This is a genomic window from Cypionkella aquatica, from assembly GCF_030161095.1.
Lineage (GTDB): Bacteria > Pseudomonadota > Alphaproteobacteria > Rhodobacterales > Rhodobacteraceae > Cypionkella > Cypionkella aquatica.
The window spans coordinates 36,638-53,470 of record NZ_BSPP01000005.1 but is presented as its reverse complement, the minus strand read 5'-3'; the positions used below and the strand labels follow the sequence as shown (position 1 = coordinate 53,470).

The following is a 16,833-nucleotide window of genomic DNA, read 5'->3' as shown; positions in this document are numbered from 1 at the left end:
CCCGCATCGCTGCGGGGCTTTTTGATGTCTGACCGAAGCTTAGTGGCCGCGGTTGTGGTCCCAGTCGCTCTGCTTGGGCAGTTGCTCGAACGTGTGTTCGGGCGGCGGGCAGGGCAGGGTCCATTCCAGCGTGTCGGCGTATTCGTTCCAGTAGTTGTTCTGGGTGACTTTCTTGCCCCACAGCAATGCGTAGAACACGATGCCGATGAAGAACACGAACGAGGCGAAGGACAGGAACGCCCCCAGCGACGAGACATAGTTCCAGTAGGCATAGGCCTCGGGATAGTCGATGTAGCGGCGCGGCATGCCTTGACGACCCAGGAAGTGCTGCGGGAAGAAGGTGATGTTGGCACCAATGAACATCATCCAGAAGTGCACATGGCCTGCCCATTCCGGATACTGACGGCCCGACATTTTGCCGAACCAGAAGTAGATACCCGCAAAGATGCCGAACACAGCGCCCAGAGACATCACGTAGTGGAAGTGCGCGATCACGTAATAGGTGTCGTGGTAGGCGCGGTCCACTGGGGCCTGCGACAACACGATGCCAGTCACGCCGCCGACGGTGAACAGGAACAAGAAGCCAAAAGCCCAGAGCATCGGGGTTTTGAACTCGATCGAGCCGCCCCACATGGTGGCAATCCAAGAGAAGATCTTGATGCCTGTCGGCACCGCGATCACCATGGTGGCCAGCATGAAGTAGCTTTGCTGCGAAAGTGACATGCCCACGGTATACATGTGGTGCGCCCAGACGACGAAGCCCAGCACGCCGATGGCGACCATTGCGTAAACCATCGGCAGATAGCCGAAGATCGGTTTGCGCGAGAAGGTCGAGATCACCTGGCTGATGATTCCGAAAGCCGGGATCACGATGATATACACTTCCGGGTGGCCGAAGAACCACAGGATGTGCTGATACAGAATCGGATCGCCGCCACCAGCGGGGTCGAAGAAGGTGGTGCCGAAGTTACGGTCGGTCAGCAGCATGGTAATTGCGCCCGCCAGAACCGGCAGCGCCAGCAAGATCAGCCATGCGGTCACAAAGATCGACCAGCCGAACAACGGCACTTTATGCAAGGTCATCCCCGGCGTGCGCATGTTCAGGAAGGTGGTGATCATGTTGATCGCACCAAGGATCGACGAGGCACCCGAGAGGTGAACCGCGAAAATCGCAAGGTCCATCGAATAGCCGGATTCGCGCGTTGACAGTGGCGGATAAAGCACCCAGCCCACGCCCGCGCCCAACTGGTCTTCACCACCCGGCGCGAACAAGGATGCCACGGCCAACGAGGTGCCGGCGACATACATCCAGTACGACAGGTTGTTCATCCGCGGGAACGCCATATCCGGCGCGCCGATCTGCAGCGGCATGAAGTAGTTGCCAAAGCCACCGAACAGCGCGGGAATCACCACAAAGAACATCATCAGGATGCCGTGTGCGGTGACGGTCGCGTTCCAGACATGGCCGTTGGGGGTACATTCACGGGCGGCATCCGCGATAAAGCGCATCCCCTCCATGCACATGTACTGCACACCCGGCTCCATCAGTTCGAGCCGCATATAGACCGTGAAGATCACCGAGATCAGACCGACAAGGCCCGAGGTGAACAGATAGAGGATCCCGATATCCTTATGGTTCGTCGACATGAACCAGCGGGTGAAAAAGCTGCGTTGCTCATGGTCGTGGCCATGGATGGCTGCGTCGGCCATTGGCGTCTCCCGTTGTCGTTACATTCTTGTCCGCGCATGGAGGCACCATGCCGGATTACAAGATGTATCTAGATTGAGGCCGCGGGCAGGGCAATGTCAGAGTTTGATCTGCGTCAAGAAAATCTTGCAACTGCGCACATTTCGACCCGGAATTACGGGCTCACTACGCACCAACCGCTGCGCCCGAAATGTTGGGCATATCGAGCGGATAGCGGCCGCGCCGCGCAGACTTAGGTCTGATCCTTTGGCGCGGATGTCGCCAGACATCTGCCCCTGTGCTGTCAATGAGTTACATGACCCACTGCTGCAGCGGAAGCTTGCGAGTGCTGGCTTTGGAAAACCTTGAAAGGATAAGCTGCGAAAGCTTGTTCTTGGCTGCTGTGGCCACCATCATCGGCCTGCCTGTCGGATCGTGATAGCTATGACGCAGGTTGAAGCGGTGGCGGGATCGGTCGATATGTCGCAGCCTGACTTTGACCGTTAAAGCGAGCGCTGTCCGTGAGGCGTAAACCTCACGGCGGTTTGGTCAGGCACGCAGCTGATTGAAGGCGCGCGGAAAGCAACTGATCAAGGCGGCATCAAGGTCAGCCATAGTGACGGGCAGGCCCAGATCGACCAGACTGGTGACGCCGTGATCCGTAATGCCGCAGGGCACGATGCCCGAGAAATGTGACAGATCGGGTTCGACGTTGATCGAGATGCCGTGAAATGACACCCATCGGCGCAATTTCACGCCGATGGCGGCGATTTTGTCTTCGCGCGGGCTGCCATCGGGATTGGTGGGCAGATCTGGGCGGACGACCCAGACGCCAACCCTGCCCGCTCGACGCTCGCCCTTGACGTTGAATTCCGCAAGGGTCGCGATCACCCAGTTTTCCAGCGCGCAGACGAACTGCCGCACATCGCGGCCGCGCTGGTTCAGATCTAGCATGGTATACGCCACGCGCTGGCCGGGGCCGTGATAGGTATATTGGCCGCCACGACCGGCTGAAAAGACGGGAAACCGATCAGGGTCGGTCAGATCTTCGGGTTTGGCCGACGTGCCTGCGGTGTAAAGCGGCGGGTGTTCCAGCAGCCAGATCGCCTCTGATGCCTCGCCTGCAGCAATCGCGGCGGCGCGCGCCTCCATCGCGGTCAGGGTTTCGGCATAGGGCGCAAGTCCCGCAAGATGCTGCCATTGCACGGGGTTCACCGGCGATCTCCTTTGTTCTGTGGCTCACAGATGGCGCGGGCGGCGACAGATTGCAACCGCGGCGGTGGGCAAAGCCGGGTGCCGTGCAGAATCCCCCTTTTCATCGCGCCACAGTGCGGCTACATAGCCGCCACCCGAGGCCCAGTCGTGCGGATGTGGCGGAATTGGTAGACGCGCAGCGTTGAGGTCGCTGTTCTTTAATCGGAGTGAAAGTTCGAGTCTTTTCATCCGCACCACTGGACCTCGGGTTGGTTAGAGCATAGCTCGCCAACCCGTTTTCATTTGATCTGACAGCGGCGACCCTGTCATCACCTCCGTTCCGTCATACTGGTTTCATCTCTGCCTAATAAATCGGCAGGGCGTCGTATTTGTCCGCAGAGGGGCGATTCTGTGCAAGCAGTCACAGAATCGGTTAGCGCCAACATTGCGATGATTCCTGTGCTGAAACTCTGTTTCCAAGCGCATGCCTCAGCCGATCCGACTGCCACTTGGTTCATCAACTGCCGTTCTAAGCGGCAAACAGGGCGCAAAATGCCCGATTGAACCAGTTTGACCGTGCGACCTTCACCCTGCGTAATCGGGAATTGCCATCTGCTAGGCCCTTGCCGTAAGCGTATAGGACAAGCGCAGGAAAACTGCCGGATACATGGGGAGATTGGCGTGGTTTCAACCAGCCCGAACGACGCTTTCGTCGCTTTTGAGCACGTGCAGAAAAGCTATGACGGCGTGTCATTGGTCGTCAAAGACCTGAACCTATCGATTGGCAAAGGTGAGTTTCTGACGATGTTGGGGCCATCGGGCTCGGGCAAGACCACTTGCCTGATGATGCTGGCCGGGTTTGAAACCGCGACGCATGGGCGGATCATGCTGGACGGCACCAATATCAACGAAGTGCCGCCGCATAAGCGCGGCATCGGCATGGTGTTCCAGAACTACGCTTTGTTTCCGCATATGACGGTGGGTGAAAACCTGTCCTTCCCGCTGGAAGTGCGCGGCATTGGCAAATCCGAGCGCGAGGCCAAGGTCAAACGCGCGCTGGATATGGTGCAGATGTATTCGTTCATCAACCGCCGTCCGGCGCAGCTTTCGGGCGGCCAACAGCAGCGGATCGCCTTGGCGCGGGCTTTGGTGTTTGATCCGTCTCTGGTGCTGATGGACGAACCCTTGGGCGCGTTGGACAAGCAGCTGCGCGAGCATATGCAGTTTGAAATCAAGCACTTGCATGAAAGCCTTGGCATCACTGTTGTCTATGTGACGCATGATCAGGGCGAGGCATTGACGATGTCGGACCGTGTCGCCGTGTTCAACGATGGCCGCATCCAGCAGCTTGCCAGCCCCTCTGATCTGTATGAACGCCCTGACAACAGCTTTGTGGCGCAGTTCATCGGCGAGAACAACAAGTTGCCCGGCGTGATCGAATCGATAGGTGACGGCAAATGCACCGTGCGTCTGACGACGGGCGAAGTGATTGATGCGACGCCAGTGAACGTGTCGGAAAAAGGTGCAAAAACGCTGGTGTCGATCCGCCCAGAACGGGTTGAATACAAGCCCGAGATGATGCCCGCAGGCGCGCATACCATCGACGCAGAAGTGATGGAGTTCATTTACATGGGCGATCTGTTCCGCACACGTTTGCGTGTTGCCGGATCGGATGAATTCGTGATCAAGTCACGCAATACCTTGGGGCAGCGCATGCTGTCTCCGGGTGAGAAAATCAAGATCGGTTGGGCGCCGCAAGACGCCCGCGCACTCGATCCAATGTGATCCCCGAAAATGGGGCGGCCGCAGGGACGCGGCCACTTAACAAACGTCCTTATCCAACCTGGGAGACCTCGATGAAGAAACTTCTCGTTCTGTCCACCGCCCTGACCAGCCTTGCATTTGCCGCTCAGGCTGATGTCACGGTGATGTCGTGGGGCGGCGCTTACGGTGCTGCGCAAACCGAAGCACACGTCAAGCCGTTCGCTGCCAAAACCGGCATCGCCACCACGATGACCGACAGCGACAACCCCGCCACCCCGATCAAAGCCATGGTCGAGGCTGGCAACGTCACCGTCGACGTGGCTTCGGTTGAATATGCCGATGCAATCCGTCTTTGTGACGAAGGCGTGCTTGAGACGATCGACCCTGCATCCTTGCCGGCTGGCGCGGATGGCACCCCGGTTGCAGATGACTTCCTGCCCGGCGCTTTGACCGATTGCGGCGTTTCGACCGACATCTGGGCGACAATCTTCGCCTATGACACCACCAAGTTCCCCGAGGGCCCGAAAACGGCTGCGGATTTCTTTGACCTGACCAAGTTCCCCGGCAAGCGCGGCCTGCACAAAGGCGCTAAAGCCGTTCTGGAATTTGCGCTGATGGCGGATGGCGTGGCTCCGGCTGACGTTTATGCGACCTTGGGCACCCCGGAAGGCGTTGATAAGGCATTTGCAAAACTCGACACCATCAAAAAAGACGTGGTGTGGTGGGAAGCTGGCGCACAACCGCCGCAACTGCTGGCTGACGGCGAAGTTGCAATGACTTCGGCCTATAATGGCCGGATTTTCAACGCCGCTATCGGTGAAGGCAAGCCGTTCCAGATCGTTTGGGATGCGCAAATCTTTGAAAACGAAATGTATGTGATCCCGAAGGGCGCACCGAACAAAGAAGAAGCGTTGCAGTTCATCGCTTATTCGACCTCGACCGAAGGCATGCAGGCGCAAGCAACCCAGATCTCTTATGGTCCGGCACGCAAATCGGCCAACGCCACGCCGATCATGTACAAGGACGGCAAGACCCTGATGGGTCCGAACGTGCCGACAGCACCGGAAAACATGGCAAATGCCTTGGGTTCGTCGTTTGAATTCTGGGTCGATCATGACGCAGAGCTGAACGACCGCTTCAACGCATGGCTCGCGGCTAACTGATCCGATGTCCGGGCGCGCTTCGTGCCGCGCCCGGATTTCCCTCCGAATTTCTCACTTCTCGTTCGGTCTTGGCAGCGGCTTTTCCGCGCGACCGTAAGGATGATTCATGGTTGACCTGACCTCTGCTCCCGAAATCTTGCGCACGGCCGATGGTCGCCCGCTGAAATCAGCGCTGGCGCAGGCGCAGCGCAAGGCCAAATGGCGCGCGTTCTTTCTGGTGCTGCCCTTGCTGGCCTTTGTGGTGCTGACCTTTATCGTTCCGATCCTGAAGATGTTGGAGCGTTCGATCAATCACGATGGCTTTTCGTCCAACGCGCCCAGCATGGTTGCATGGTTTCAGGACCATCCCGCAAGCGCAGATATTCCCGAGGATGCCTATGCCGCCTTGGTCGCTGACCTTGTGCAGATGCAAAAGGACAAGACCGCGGGCGCTGCGGGCACGCGGATCAACTATACCGTCCCCGGCACGATTTCCGTGTTCAAAGCGGCAGCACGTTCTGCAGACACGCTGGTGCCCCCCTATAAAGAGGCGTTGATCGCCAGCAATAAGATGTGGGGTGATCCGCTGCTTTGGGTGGCGATGCGCAATGCGTCGTCTGAATGGACCTCGGATTTCTACATGGTTTCCAGCGACCTCAAGCGCAACGCCGATGGCGGGGTCGAGCGGGTTGAAGACAACCAGCGCATCTATCTGTATTTGTTCATCAAGACCTTTGTGCTGTCCTTGGTGATCACGGTGTCTTGCCTGCTGCTGGCCTTCCCGATCGCGCATTGGCTGGCGGTTCTGCCGATGGCAAAGTCTAACCTGCTGATGATCCTGGTGCTGCTTCCGTTCTGGACCAGCCTGTTGGTGCGCACCAGTTCCTGGATCGCCATTCTGCAAGAGCAAGGCATTATCAATGACTTGATGGTGTGGCTTGGCGTGATTGGCGATGATGGCCGGGTGCGGATGATTTACAATCAAACCGGCACCATCATCGTGATGACACATATTCTGCTGCCGTTCATGGTGCTGCCTTTGTATTCGGTGATGAGGGTGATCCCGCCCAGCTATGCCCGCGCGGCGCGTTCCTTGGGCGCCACCAGCTGGACCACGTTCCGGCGGATTTATCTGCCACAAACCCTGCCGGGCATCGCTGCGGGTTCGCTGTTGGTGTTCATTCTTGCGGTCGGCTACTACATCACCCCGGCTTTGGTCGGTGGCGCCGATGGCCAACTTATCTCGAACCTGATCCAGTTCCACATGAGCAAAGCCAATTGGTCGATGGCTGCCGCTTTGGCCGCGATCCTGCTGGCCGCCGTTCTGATCCTGTATTGGCTGTATGACCGCCTGATCGGCATCGACCGTCTGAAACTCGGCTGAGGAGACACTCATGGCCCTTCCCGTCTATGCCTCGCCGCTAGAGCGCGTCTGGTATTACACCTTCCGCGTCCTGTGCATCCTGATCTTCCTGTTTCTGGTCGCTCCGATCCTGATTGTCATTCCGTTGTCATTCAACGTTGAGCCGTATTTTTCGTTCACCCACAAGATGTTGGCGCTGGACCCTTCTGGCTATTCCTTGCGCTGGTATGACACGTTGCTGACGCTTGGCATCTCGGCCCCCGAAGATGCGGTGCGCGACAGCAGTTGGTGGTCGCAAGTTTGGGAGCAGGCAACTTGGGTGAAAGCCGCGAAAAACTCGTTGTGGATCGGTATGTGGGCGACGATTTTGGCCACCGTTCTGGGCACCACCGCCGCTCTTGGCCTGTCGCGGCCCGAGATGCCGTATCGCCGCCTCATCATGGCGCTGCTGATCTCGCCGATGATCGTGCCGATCATCATCATTGGCACCGGGCTGTTTTTCTTCTATTCCAGCGCCTGTATCTCGCCCGACAACTGGTTGGGCTGGCTGCTGTCACCGTTTCTGTCGGTGAAGGGCTGCTTGGCCAACTCGCATCTGGGGATCATTCTGGCGCATGCCACTTTGGGCATCCCGTTTGTGATCATCACCGTCACCGCCACCTTGTCGGGCTTTGATCAATCGCTGATCCGCGCCAGCGCCAGCCTTGGTGCCAACCCGCGGACGACGTTTTTCAAGGTGATCATGCCGCTGATCCTGCCGGGGGTGATTTCCGGGGCGTTGTTCGCCTTTGTGACGTCTTTTGATGAAGTGGTGGCCGTGCTGTTCATCGCAGGCCCCGATCAACAGACCATTCCGCGCCAGATGTGGAACGGCATCCGCGAGGCCATCAGCCCGGCCATCCTTGCCGTGGCGACCATTCTGGTGATCGTGTCGATTGCCATGCTCGCCACCGTTGAAATCCTGCGCCGCCGGTCTGAACGGCTGCGCGGCGTGACGCCGCACTAAGGACAAATCATGGCCAACACCTATGACACCGGGCGGTTGAACCTGCCATTCGTCGGGATTTCCACCTTTGGCAAACGGCCTTACGTCGAAGATTGGTCAAAGATCGACGCCGATGTGGCTGTGATGGGCGCGCCGTTCGATTTTGGTACGCAGTTCCGCGCCGGTGCGCGGTTTGGTCCGCGTTCGGTCCGCGAGGCGTCGACGCTGTTCAGCTTTGGTCATGCCGGGGCTTACGATCACGAGGACGACTGCACCTATCTGCCCGCAGCCGTTCGGATCGTGGATATTGGTGACGCCGATATCATCCACACCGACACCACGCGCAGCCACGCCAATATCCGCACCGGGGTAGAGGCTATGCTGGCAGCTGGCGCGCTTCCGGTGGTGATCGGTGGCGATCATTCGGTGAATATCCCGTGTATAGAGGCGTTTGAGGGGCAGGGCGATATCCACATCCTGCAAATCGACGCACATTTGGATTTCGTCGATGAGCGTCATGGCGTGCGCGTCGGTCACGGCTCACCCATGCGGCGGGCGGCTGAAAAGCCTTGGGTCAAGGGGCTGACGCAGGTGGGCATCCGCAATGTGTCGTCCACTGCGCGCGAGGGTTACGAGGCCGCGCGGGCGATGGGATCGGACATTCTGTCTGTGCGGCAAATGCGGGCCTTGGGGGCAGAGGGCGTGATTGCGCGGATACCCAAAGGTGCGCGGGTTTACGTGACGCTGGATATTGACGGCTTTTGCCCCTCCATCGCGCCGGGAACAGGCACGCCCAGCCACGGCGGCTTCCTGTATTACGAAGTGCTGGAAATGCTGCAAGCGGTTGCCAAAAATCACGAGGTGGTCGGCATGGATCTGGTCGAAGTCGCCCCCGACTATGACCCGACGCAATCGACTTCGATCCTCGCGGCGCAGATTTTGCTGAACTTCCTCGGCTTCATTTTCCACGCACGCGGTGTCCGCTAAGCCGAATTTGGCGTCTTACGGCAGGATGTGGAGCCAGCCCCAAGAGGTAAACAGCGACAGCCCGGTTGCCACCAGAACGGCTGTCGCGCTGATGCGTTTGCCGACGCCATACATGTTGGCGAACATATAGGCATTGACCCCCGGCGCCATCGCAGAGGTGACCGTGACTGACCGCAAGCCGTTGATGTCAAGATCAAAGCCAAAGCGCGCAAGGCAATAGGCGATGCCCGGATGCAGCAGCAAGGACGCGAAGCATACCGTTGCAATCAGGCCTTTGTCACCTTCCGGTCGATAACGCAGCAGCACGCCACCCAAGCCGAACAGCGCCGCAGGCAGGCCCGATTTAGCCATCATATCGGTCGCAGCCATGAGGAAGCCCGGTTGTGGCACTCCGGTCAGATTTACCGCAAATCCACACATCAATCCGACCACCAGCGGCTGCGTGAACACGCCGCGCAGCACCTGCCGCGCCAACTCGGCATGGCTGCGGCTTTCAGCCTCGCGTGAGCGCGCCCATTCCATGAACACGATGCCAAAGGTGTAGATCAACGGCGCGTGGATCGAGATGATCGCGAAATTCCCCGCCAATGCTGCGGTGCCATAGGCCCGCTCTGTGATCGGTACTCCCAGCAGCAGCGAGTTGGAAAACGCGCAGGCAAAGCCAATCGCTACGCTATCAGGCAAAGCGCGGCGAAAGCCAAAGCGGGCGACGCAAAAGCCGAACCCATAGGAGCAGGCAGCCCCAATATAGAAGGACAACAGCGGCCCTGCCGCGAAGGCGGTGCCAAGATCCAGATTGGCGACATTGCGGAACAGCAGCACCGGCAGCGCGAAACTTTGCGCATATCGCATCACGCCATCCACTGCCGCATCGCTGAACAGCTTGGCCCGCGCTGCTGCATAGCCAAACCCGATCAACAGAAAAACCGGTAGAATAACGTCGAGCAATGCGCTCATGCGACATTCTCAAATGTCAGCACCAAACCGTCGAAAGCGGGGCTGACACCACTTGGCAACTCGGTCGTCAGGGTGGCGTAATCCATATCCAGATGCATGTTGGTGATCACCGCCGTTTTGGGGCGGGCGCGGTTAATCCAGTCAAGCGTCAGCGCCAGATGCGCATGGGTCGGATGTGGCTTGCGGCGCAACGCGTCGATGATCCAACACTCAAGCCCTTGAAGGTGTGGCCAAACCGCCTCGGGAATCGTCACCACGTCGGGGATATAGGCCACGTCGCCAATGCGAAACCCCAAGGCATCCATCGAGCCATGATCGACCAACATTGGCGTGAAGCTGATCGGCCCCGCAGCCCCCGGCACCTCAAAAGCGCTATGCCCGATGCTGTGCAGATCAAGGATCGGCGGGTAGGGCGAGCCTTCTGGCTGCACAAAAGCATAGGCAAAGCGCACCAGCAGCGCCTCTTGAGTCGGATGATCGGCCCACACACTCAGTCGCTTGCGCATATTGAACACGATCTGGCGCAGATCGTCGATGCCATGGGTGTGGTCGGCGTGCGAATGGGTGAACACCACGCCATCCAACGCGCCAATTCCGGCATCCAAGAGTTGTTCGCGCATGTCGGGGGAGGTGTCGATCAGCACGCGGGTAATCGCATCACCCTCAAGCCGCTCCACGAGCAAAGAGCAGCGGCGGCGGCGGTTTTTCGGGTTGCTCGGGTCGCAATCGCCCCAGTCACCACCGAGACGCGGCACGCCACCGGATGATCCGCACCCGAGGATGGTGAAGCGCATCGTGGCCATCATGCGGCTTTCGCGGCGCGGGCGAACAGGCGGTCGAAATTGGCAGTCGTGGCGGCGGCGAAGGACTCTTCGCTGATGCCGAACACAGCTGCGCCAACGCGCGCGGTGAAGGCGGTATAGGCGGGCTCATTCCTGCGACCACGGTAGGGCGGCGGTGCCAGATAGGGGCTGTCGGTTTCCAGCAATATCCGGTCCAGCGGCGCGCGCGCGAAAATATCACGCAACTCCTGCGACTTGGGGAAGGTCGCAACGCCGGACATCGAGAGATAGAAGCCCATGTCGAGCGCCGCGCGGCCCAAAGCCTCACCCGAGGAGAAGCAGTGCATCACACAGGAATAGGGTTTCACGGCCATGCCCTCGGCCAAAATGCGCGCCATATCGTCATCGGCGGCGCGCGAATGGATGATCAGCGGCAGCCCGGTCTCTTGCGCGGCTTCGATATGGATTCGCAGCGATTTTTGTTGGATTTCAGCGCTTTCAGCGGTGTAGTGATAATCCAGACCTGTCTCACCAATACCGACAAACTTCAGATCGGCGGCGAGCGCGACCAGATCTTCGACCGATACCGGCGGATGATCGGCGGCACTCATCGGATGGATGCCTGCGGCGTAGAATACCGACGGATAGGCCGCGACGATGGCGCGCACGTTCGGCAGATTGTGCAGTTTGGTGCAGATCGTCACCATGCGCGAAACGCCTGCCTCGTGTGCGCGGGCGATGATCTGCGGCAACTCGTCATTAAAGTCGGGAAAATCCAGATGGCAATGGCTGTCTACGATCTCAAAAGCCATTCCGCACCTCTAGGCAAGCTCTGCCGCCGTCTCGTTTATATGCAGAACCATATCCATCAGAAGGGCGGCAGGGTCAAGGTTCACTGCCTTGCCACGCCGCGCGCGCAGGCCCAAATGTTGCGCGACATCGGCCCATATGCGGGCGTAGTCCGGGCTGGGCGACAGCCGCGCGATCAGATCGCCCTCGCCGCGCGCGGCCTCGGGGGGCAAGTGCTGCAGCGTGCCTGCGCGGGCGAGGCGGGCGAGGAACAAATCCAGCAGCGTCACGATCAATTCAAACTGCGCTTCCGCGCCTTTGCCTGCACCCGCCTCGGCCAAAGCCTGCGCGCGCGGGCGGTCCAGCCGGGGCAGGGTGCCAAACAGCCGGATCAGGCTTTCATAAGATTTCAGCCCGTCAAGATTGGTCATCCGAAACGCCTCTCCGACCGAACCGCCCGCAAGTTCAGCCAAAGCCACGCGGTCTTCTGGGGCAACATCGCCGCCCGCTTGGGTCAGCGCGTCCGAGAGATTTTCTGCCGAAAGCGGCCCCAGCCGCAATTCACGGCAGCGCGAGCGGATCGTGGGCAGCAGCTTGGCGGGCTGGTGCGAGATCATCAGGATGGTCACTTTTGCAGGCGGTTCTTCCAGCAATTTCAACAAAGCATTGGCGGCAGAGGTGTTCATTTCGTCTATGGAATCAATGATCGCCACCCGCCGCCCGCCATCTGCGGCGCTGTGGTTGAAGAAGGTTTTCATCTTGCGGACTTCGTCGACAGAAATCACGGTCTGCAGCTTGTCGCGCTTTTCATTCGGCGCGCGGCGCAGCAGGAACATCCGCGATTCCGTCAGCGCCGCCATGCGATGCGACACTGGGTGGCTGTCCGGAATGTCCAGACTAACGGGCGGCGGGGCGGCGAACATGCCGCCGTCATCATCGGGGGTTGCCAGCAGAAATTTGGCGATGCGCCAAGCCAGCGTCGCCTTGCCTACACCGCGCGGCCCGGTGATCAGCCAGCCGTGATGCAGCCGGGTGCCATTGAAAGCTTGCAGGAATGTCGCCTCGGCCTGCGTTTGGCCGATCAACCTTGCGGTGTTGCGGGGGTGCGGCGCGCCCTCGATTCGGTCTGGCTCTGGCAGATCCTCGCTCATAGCCGCGCCAGAACGGCCGAAAGCACATCAGCGGCAACTTGTTGCGGAGCGCGGGCGCCGTCGATGACCCGGAACCGTGCCGGATGCGCCGCGGCCAGTGCCAGAAAGCCATCGCGCGCCTTTTGCTGCACGCCTAAGCCCATGCCCTCAAAGCGCATTTCTGTGCCTGCGCGCGCGACGGCCCGTGACAGCCCCATGCTTGGTTCAATGTCGATCAGCACGGTCAGATCGGGTTCAACACCGATCATCAGCTGATGAAGACGGTTTACCGTCTCGCGCAGATCGCCGCGTGTGAGGCCCTGATAGATACGTGAGGAATCCGCGAAACGGTCCGAAATCACCACTTCGTCCCGCGCTAAAGCCGGACGGATGGTTTTCTCTAGATGATCGCGGCGCGCGGCAGTAAACAGCAAAAGCTCGGTCTCGGTGGACCAGCGATCAGCCTCGCCTTCCAGCACCAGACGGCGAATTTCTTCGGCCCCTGCAGAGCCTCCCGGTTCGCGCGTCAGGCACACCACCCGACCCTGAGCGCGCAAGGCCTCGGCCAGAAGCCGTGCCTGCGTTGACTTGCCAGAGCCGTCAATGCCCTCAAAAGACAAGAAAACTCCGGTCATTCAGCTAGCAGGCGCGCCGAGATACTCGGCCTGCAGCTTTTGCGCTGCAGTGCTCAATCGCTTGACAAAGCCGCCTTTCGGCACGTCGGCTGCGGCCAAGAGGCTGACGCGATGCTCTGGCAGGCCGGGCACGGTGATCACCAGTTGCGCCACTTCGCTGCCCTTGGCAATCGGCGCTTTCAGGGGGCCATTATAGACCACCTGCGCCTGCAAACCGTCCTGCGCCAGCGCGGGGATCAGCAGTTTCACATCCTGCGCCGGCACCAGCCCCACCGTATCCGCCTCGCCCATGAACACCGGCGCTTGCGCCACCTCGGCCTCGGCCTTAACCACGGTTTTCAGCGCAAACTGCCGGAACGCCCAAGTGGCAATTCGCTCGGCCTCCTCGGCGCGCTCGGTGTCCGACGCCATGCCCGAGATCGCAAACACAATCCGCCGCTCGCCCTGCTTGACAGAGCCTACCATGCCAAACCCGGCCTCTTGGGTGTGGCCTGTCTTCAAACCGTCAGCCCCAATGTTCAACGCAAGCAAAGGGTTGCGGTTGTGCGCATTGGCGGGCGCGCGGTTTTTGTAGTTGAACTCGGTCTGGCCAAAGACCGGGTAAAGATCTGGAAATTCCTCTATCAGGCGCACCGAGATCAGGCCCAGATCCTTCATGCTCATCCGTTGGCCGGGATCGGGCCAGCCGCTGGCATTGGCAAAGGTCGAGGCGGTCAGCCCCAAAGCACGGGCGCGTTCAGTCATCTGCTCGGCAAAAGCCGCTTCGGTGCCTGCCAGCCCTTCGGCGACAACCACGCAGGCATCATTGCCCGAGTTTATGATCATGCCGTGGATCAAATCTTGCACGGTCGGACGATCGCCCTGTTGCAAATACATTGTCGAGCCACCGGCTTCGGTAAAGCTGACCGCATGCGCCGAGACGCCAAAGGTGGTGTCCATTGCAACACGGCCATCCTTCAGCGCCTCAAACAGCATATTCACAGTCATCAGCTTTGACATTGACGCAGGCGGCAACGAGGCTTCGCCGTTCTTGTCCATCAGCACGGTGTGGGTCGTCACGTCATAGACCCATGCCGCCTTGGCGCGGGTTTCAAACGCCTGCGCCGGAAGGCAAGCGATCACAAACAAGGCGACTGCGGAAAAGAAACGAGAGATCATAGAGTTAGCCTTTCAGAAAGTAGGCGTCCTTGAACCCCGCCTGCTTGATTTTTGCCATCAGGTCTTTGTCTCCGCGCGCAGTCACGCTCCAGAAACTTTTACCTTGGGCGGTTTCCGCACGAATATCGGCGGTGATACCTGCGGCTTTCAGCTGATCGGCGGCGCGTTTCGCATTTGCTTCGATCGAGAAAATACCGATCTGGATCAGACCAGCTTTGCCGCTGGTGGCGGTGGGTTTGGTCGCGGATTTCGCAGCTGGGGCAGGTTCTGCCGCCGCAGGCTTGCCACTGGCAGGCACGGTTGCAATCGGCGGCGCGGTTGGCTTTGCGCCCTTGGAGGGCTTGCCAGTGGCGCGGTCGATGGCCGCCGCAGCGCCTGGGATCGGGTCGAGCGTCTCGGTTGCCACGGTTTCCGGCGCATCCAAAATCGGCTTGCTGGCATCGGGTGCCGTTGTCGCCGCCTCTTCCCGCCGCAGCGCTGTTACCGAGATTTTGCCCGGCTGCCCCGCCAACAACCCCAAGGCCGCTGCTGCGTCGGATGAGATTTGCAATTTCGGGCCGGGATTGTCCAGTTCGCGCCGGAACAGCGCGCCGATGACAAATTTGCCGTTGGCGGTGTTGCGCAGAATGACCCGCTCGGGGTCTTTTGCATCGGGCGAAGCCACCCAGACGCCGCCAAGCGAGGGACGACCATCCCACAAAGCCTGATCCGAGGTTTGGAAGATCGACGGGTCTTCAACATCGCGGTCAACCAGCTTTACCGATTTCGCCGACGCCGGAGCAGACTGACCAGCTTGACCAGCTGCACTGGGCGGCGCTTTTGCCGCCAAGGGGCCGTTGCCCTCTTGGCATCCCGTCAAAACCGCTGCAGCCGCCACCGCGACCATCAAACGCCGCATTGCCTCACCCGTCATGCTCTGCTCCTCTGGCGCTTTGTTGTCGCGCTTTCCCACCTTATGGTGGCGTTTCATTGCCGTTTTGGCCGTTTTCGGCCTATTCCCGCCCTATGATACAGGCTGGTTCCTGCGCAGGGAAGGGCATGGTTTGCCTTGCGCGGAAAACCTTCGTGATTGCAGCATCTAGGTGCATGGGTCCGCCAGGATCAGCCGAAAACCCGCAGCGCCTGCGCCTGCAACCGTGCACGCTGAAACGCGATCAGATCGGCGGGCGGCTGTTGCAGATCCGCGATCTCTAGCAACGGGTCAATCACCGGGCTGCGGGTGCCCAGCATTTCTTCGATCACCGCCAGCGCGCAAAACGGCACATGGATGTCCGAATAGCCGCCCTCGTGCGCCATCACGATCTTGCCTGCGCACAGCGTATCGGCCAGCGCGCAGACCTGACGCGCCATCGCGCGAAACGTCTCGGATGTTGCCATCATCCGCGCCAATGGATCGACGCAAGACGCATCGTACCCCGAGGCCACCACGATCAGATCAGGCTTAAAGGCGCGCAGGGCCGGGGCGACCAATAGTTCGAAAGCATCAAGATATGTCTGATGGCCGCAGCCTGCCAGCAACGGAATGTTGAGATTTGCACCATGCCCGGAAGCTGCGCCGCGATCCTCCGCACCACCATAGCCGGGCGGAAAGCAGTTTTCCTGATGCAGAGAGATCGTCAGCGTATCGGCGCGGTCGTAAAATATCGTCTGGGTGCCATTGCCATGATGCACGTCCCAATCGACCACAGCCACCCGCAACGGCCCTTGCTTGGCGCGCGCTGCTTCCAGGGCCACCGGAATATTCGCCAGCAGGCAAAAGCCCATCGACGCATCTGGCAGGCAGTGATGCCCCGGCGGCCGCGATAAAGCATAGGCGCGCGTCGCGGCCCCCGTCACCACATCCTCGACCGCCTGTCTGACCAGACCCGACGAAAGGCACGCGATCTCAAAGCTGCCCTGCCCGAACGGCGCGAAATGTGGCGGGATGTTGCCGCCGCCCGCATCCGACATCGCCTTTAGCTTGTCGAGATAACCCGGAGTATGCACACGCAACAAATCTTCGCGGCTGGTGGCTTCCGCAGACCGCACCTTCAGTTGCGACAAAAGCCCCGACACCTCTAGCAAGTTCTTGAATCGCCGTTTGGTTTCGGGATTTTCGGCAAAGCCGGTGGCGGAGGGCGGCTGCATATAGCCGCCTGCAGGAAAAAACAGCGCCTGCTCGCCGCCAGTATGCCAGAAACAGCGCTCGTCGTGATAGAATGATGTGGCCATCGAACAACCTTTCCCAGCAAAATTTCTTCGCAGTTAACTAAGTGTTTTC

15 protein-coding genes and 1 tRNA gene are annotated in these 16,833 nt (G+C 59.8%); 6 read left to right on the top strand and 10 right to left on the bottom strand.

Annotation, left to right across the window (positions count from 1 at the left end):
* Positions 1-39 precede the first annotated feature (39 nt).
* Positions 40-1,710 (bottom strand): cytochrome c oxidase subunit I, encoded by a 1,671-nt coding sequence (gene ctaD, locus QQJ98_RS07130; protein WP_284324659.1) that lies wholly within the window; start codon positions 1,708-1,710, stop codon positions 40-42.
* Positions 1,711-2,236: 526 nt separating this feature from the next.
* A complete protein-coding gene (gene lipB / locus QQJ98_RS07125; protein ID WP_284324658.1) occupies positions 2,237-2,902 on the bottom strand; it encodes a lipoyl(octanoyl) transferase LipB in 666 nt (221 codons plus the stop codon).
* A 149-nt stretch (positions 2,903-3,051) separates the two neighbouring features.
* Here lipB and QQJ98_RS07120 point away from each other — a divergent pair.
* The 6 genes from QQJ98_RS07120 to speB all read left to right on the top strand — a co-directional run bounded on the left by QQJ98_RS07120 (position 3,052) and on the right by speB (position 9,122).
* Positions 3,052-3,138 (top strand) — tRNA-Leu (locus tag QQJ98_RS07120).
* 424 nt (positions 3,139-3,562) lie between these two features.
* Positions 3,563-4,666, top strand: coding sequence for an ABC transporter ATP-binding protein (locus QQJ98_RS07115; protein WP_284324657.1), 1,104 nt, complete (start codon positions 3,563-3,565; stop codon positions 4,664-4,666).
* 71 nt (positions 4,667-4,737) lie between these two features.
* Complete coding sequence (locus QQJ98_RS07110; protein ID WP_284324656.1) at positions 4,738-5,808, top strand: ABC transporter substrate-binding protein; 1,071 nt, start codon at positions 4,738-4,740, stop codon at positions 5,806-5,808.
* Between the two features lie 106 nt (positions 5,809-5,914).
* Positions 5,915-7,171, top strand: a complete 1,257-nt coding sequence (locus QQJ98_RS07105) for an ABC transporter permease (protein WP_284324655.1) — start codon at positions 5,915-5,917, stop codon at positions 7,169-7,171.
* Positions 7,172-7,181: 10 nt separating this feature from the next.
* Positions 7,182-8,156, top strand: a complete 975-nt coding sequence (locus tag QQJ98_RS07100) for an ABC transporter permease (protein ID WP_284324654.1) — start codon at positions 7,182-7,184, stop codon at positions 8,154-8,156.
* A gap of 9 nt (positions 8,157-8,165) precedes the next feature.
* Positions 8,166-9,122, top strand: a complete 957-nt coding sequence (gene speB / locus QQJ98_RS07095) for an agmatinase (RefSeq protein WP_284324653.1) — start codon at positions 8,166-8,168, stop codon at positions 9,120-9,122.
* A 15-nt stretch (positions 9,123-9,137) separates the two neighbouring features.
* Here speB and QQJ98_RS07090 read toward each other — a convergent pair whose 3' ends face one another.
* The 8 genes from QQJ98_RS07090 to QQJ98_RS07055 form a co-directional block, all read right to left on the bottom strand.
* On the bottom strand, positions 9,138-10,079 hold the full coding sequence (locus tag QQJ98_RS07090; RefSeq protein WP_284324652.1) for an AEC family transporter: 942 nt from the start codon (positions 10,077-10,079) through the stop codon (positions 9,138-9,140).
* Entirely contained in the window at positions 10,076-10,882 is an 807-nt protein-coding gene (locus QQJ98_RS07085; RefSeq protein ID WP_284324920.1) for an MBL fold metallo-hydrolase, read from the bottom strand. The genes QQJ98_RS07090 and QQJ98_RS07085 overlap by 4 nt, the downstream gene beginning before the upstream one ends.
* On the bottom strand, positions 10,882-11,673 hold the full coding sequence (locus tag QQJ98_RS07080; RefSeq protein ID WP_284324651.1) for a TatD family hydrolase: 792 nt from the start codon (positions 11,671-11,673) through the stop codon (positions 10,882-10,884). The genes QQJ98_RS07085 and QQJ98_RS07080 overlap by 1 nt, the downstream gene beginning before the upstream one ends.
* Before the next feature lie 9 nt (positions 11,674-11,682).
* Positions 11,683-12,801, bottom strand: a complete 1,119-nt coding sequence (locus tag QQJ98_RS07075) for a DNA polymerase III subunit delta' (RefSeq protein ID WP_284324650.1) — start codon at positions 12,799-12,801, stop codon at positions 11,683-11,685.
* Positions 12,798-13,415, bottom strand: coding sequence for a dTMP kinase (gene tmk / locus QQJ98_RS07070; protein WP_284324649.1), 618 nt, complete (start codon positions 13,413-13,415; stop codon positions 12,798-12,800). The genes QQJ98_RS07075 and tmk overlap by 4 nt, the downstream gene beginning before the upstream one ends.
* On the bottom strand, positions 13,416-14,573 hold the full coding sequence (locus QQJ98_RS07065) for a D-alanyl-D-alanine carboxypeptidase family protein (RefSeq protein WP_284324648.1): 1,158 nt from the start codon (positions 14,571-14,573) through the stop codon (positions 13,416-13,418).
* A gap of 4 nt (positions 14,574-14,577) precedes the next feature.
* Positions 14,578-15,486 carry an SPOR domain-containing protein gene (locus tag QQJ98_RS07060; RefSeq protein WP_284324647.1) on the bottom strand — a complete coding sequence of 303 codons (909 nt, stop codon included), beginning with the start codon at positions 15,484-15,486 and terminating at the stop codon, positions 14,578-14,580.
* Positions 15,487-15,674: 188 nt separating this feature from the next.
* Positions 15,675-16,784 (bottom strand): class II histone deacetylase, encoded by a 1,110-nt coding sequence (locus QQJ98_RS07055; RefSeq protein ID WP_284324646.1) that lies wholly within the window; start codon positions 16,782-16,784, stop codon positions 15,675-15,677.
* Positions 16,785-16,833 lie beyond the last annotated feature (49 nt).

What these genes read in the sequence shown, in the direction of transcription:
- QQJ98_RS07055 (WP_284324646.1), bottom strand. Translation starts at nt 16,784, where the DNA reads ATGGCCACATCATTCTATCACGACGAGCGCTGTTTCTGGCATACTGGC.
- QQJ98_RS07085 (WP_284324920.1), bottom strand. Translation starts at nt 10,882, where the DNA reads ATGGCCACGATGCGCTTCACCATCCTCGGGTGCGGATCATCCGGTGGC.
- QQJ98_RS07090 (WP_284324652.1), bottom strand. Translation starts at nt 10,079, where the DNA reads ATGAGCGCATTGCTCGACGTTATTCTACCGGTTTTTCTGTTGATCGGG.
- speB (WP_284324653.1), top strand. Translation starts at nt 8,166, where the DNA reads ATGGCCAACACCTATGACACCGGGCGGTTGAACCTGCCATTCGTCGGG.
- ctaD (WP_284324659.1), bottom strand. Translation starts at nt 1,710, where the DNA reads ATGGCCGACGCAGCCATCCATGGCCACGACCATGAGCAACGCAGCTTT.
- QQJ98_RS07080 (WP_284324651.1), bottom strand. Translation starts at nt 11,673, where the DNA reads ATGGCTTTTGAGATCGTAGACAGCCATTGCCATCTGGATTTTCCCGAC.
- QQJ98_RS07060 (WP_284324647.1), bottom strand. Translation starts at nt 15,486, where the DNA reads ATGACGGGTGAGGCAATGCGGCGTTTGATGGTCGCGGTGGCGGCTGCA.
- QQJ98_RS07105 (WP_284324655.1), top strand. Translation starts at nt 5,915, where the DNA reads ATGGTTGACCTGACCTCTGCTCCCGAAATCTTGCGCACGGCCGATGGT.
- QQJ98_RS07075 (WP_284324650.1), bottom strand. Translation starts at nt 12,801, where the DNA reads ATGAGCGAGGATCTGCCAGAGCCAGACCGAATCGAGGGCGCGCCGCAC.
- QQJ98_RS07110 (WP_284324656.1), top strand. Translation starts at nt 4,738, where the DNA reads ATGAAGAAACTTCTCGTTCTGTCCACCGCCCTGACCAGCCTTGCATTT.
- tmk (WP_284324649.1), bottom strand. Translation starts at nt 13,415, where the DNA reads ATGACCGGAGTTTTCTTGTCTTTTGAGGGCATTGACGGCTCTGGCAAG.
- QQJ98_RS07065 (WP_284324648.1), bottom strand. Translation starts at nt 14,573, where the DNA reads ATGATCTCTCGTTTCTTTTCCGCAGTCGCCTTGTTTGTGATCGCTTGC.
- QQJ98_RS07100 (WP_284324654.1), top strand. Translation starts at nt 7,182, where the DNA reads ATGGCCCTTCCCGTCTATGCCTCGCCGCTAGAGCGCGTCTGGTATTAC.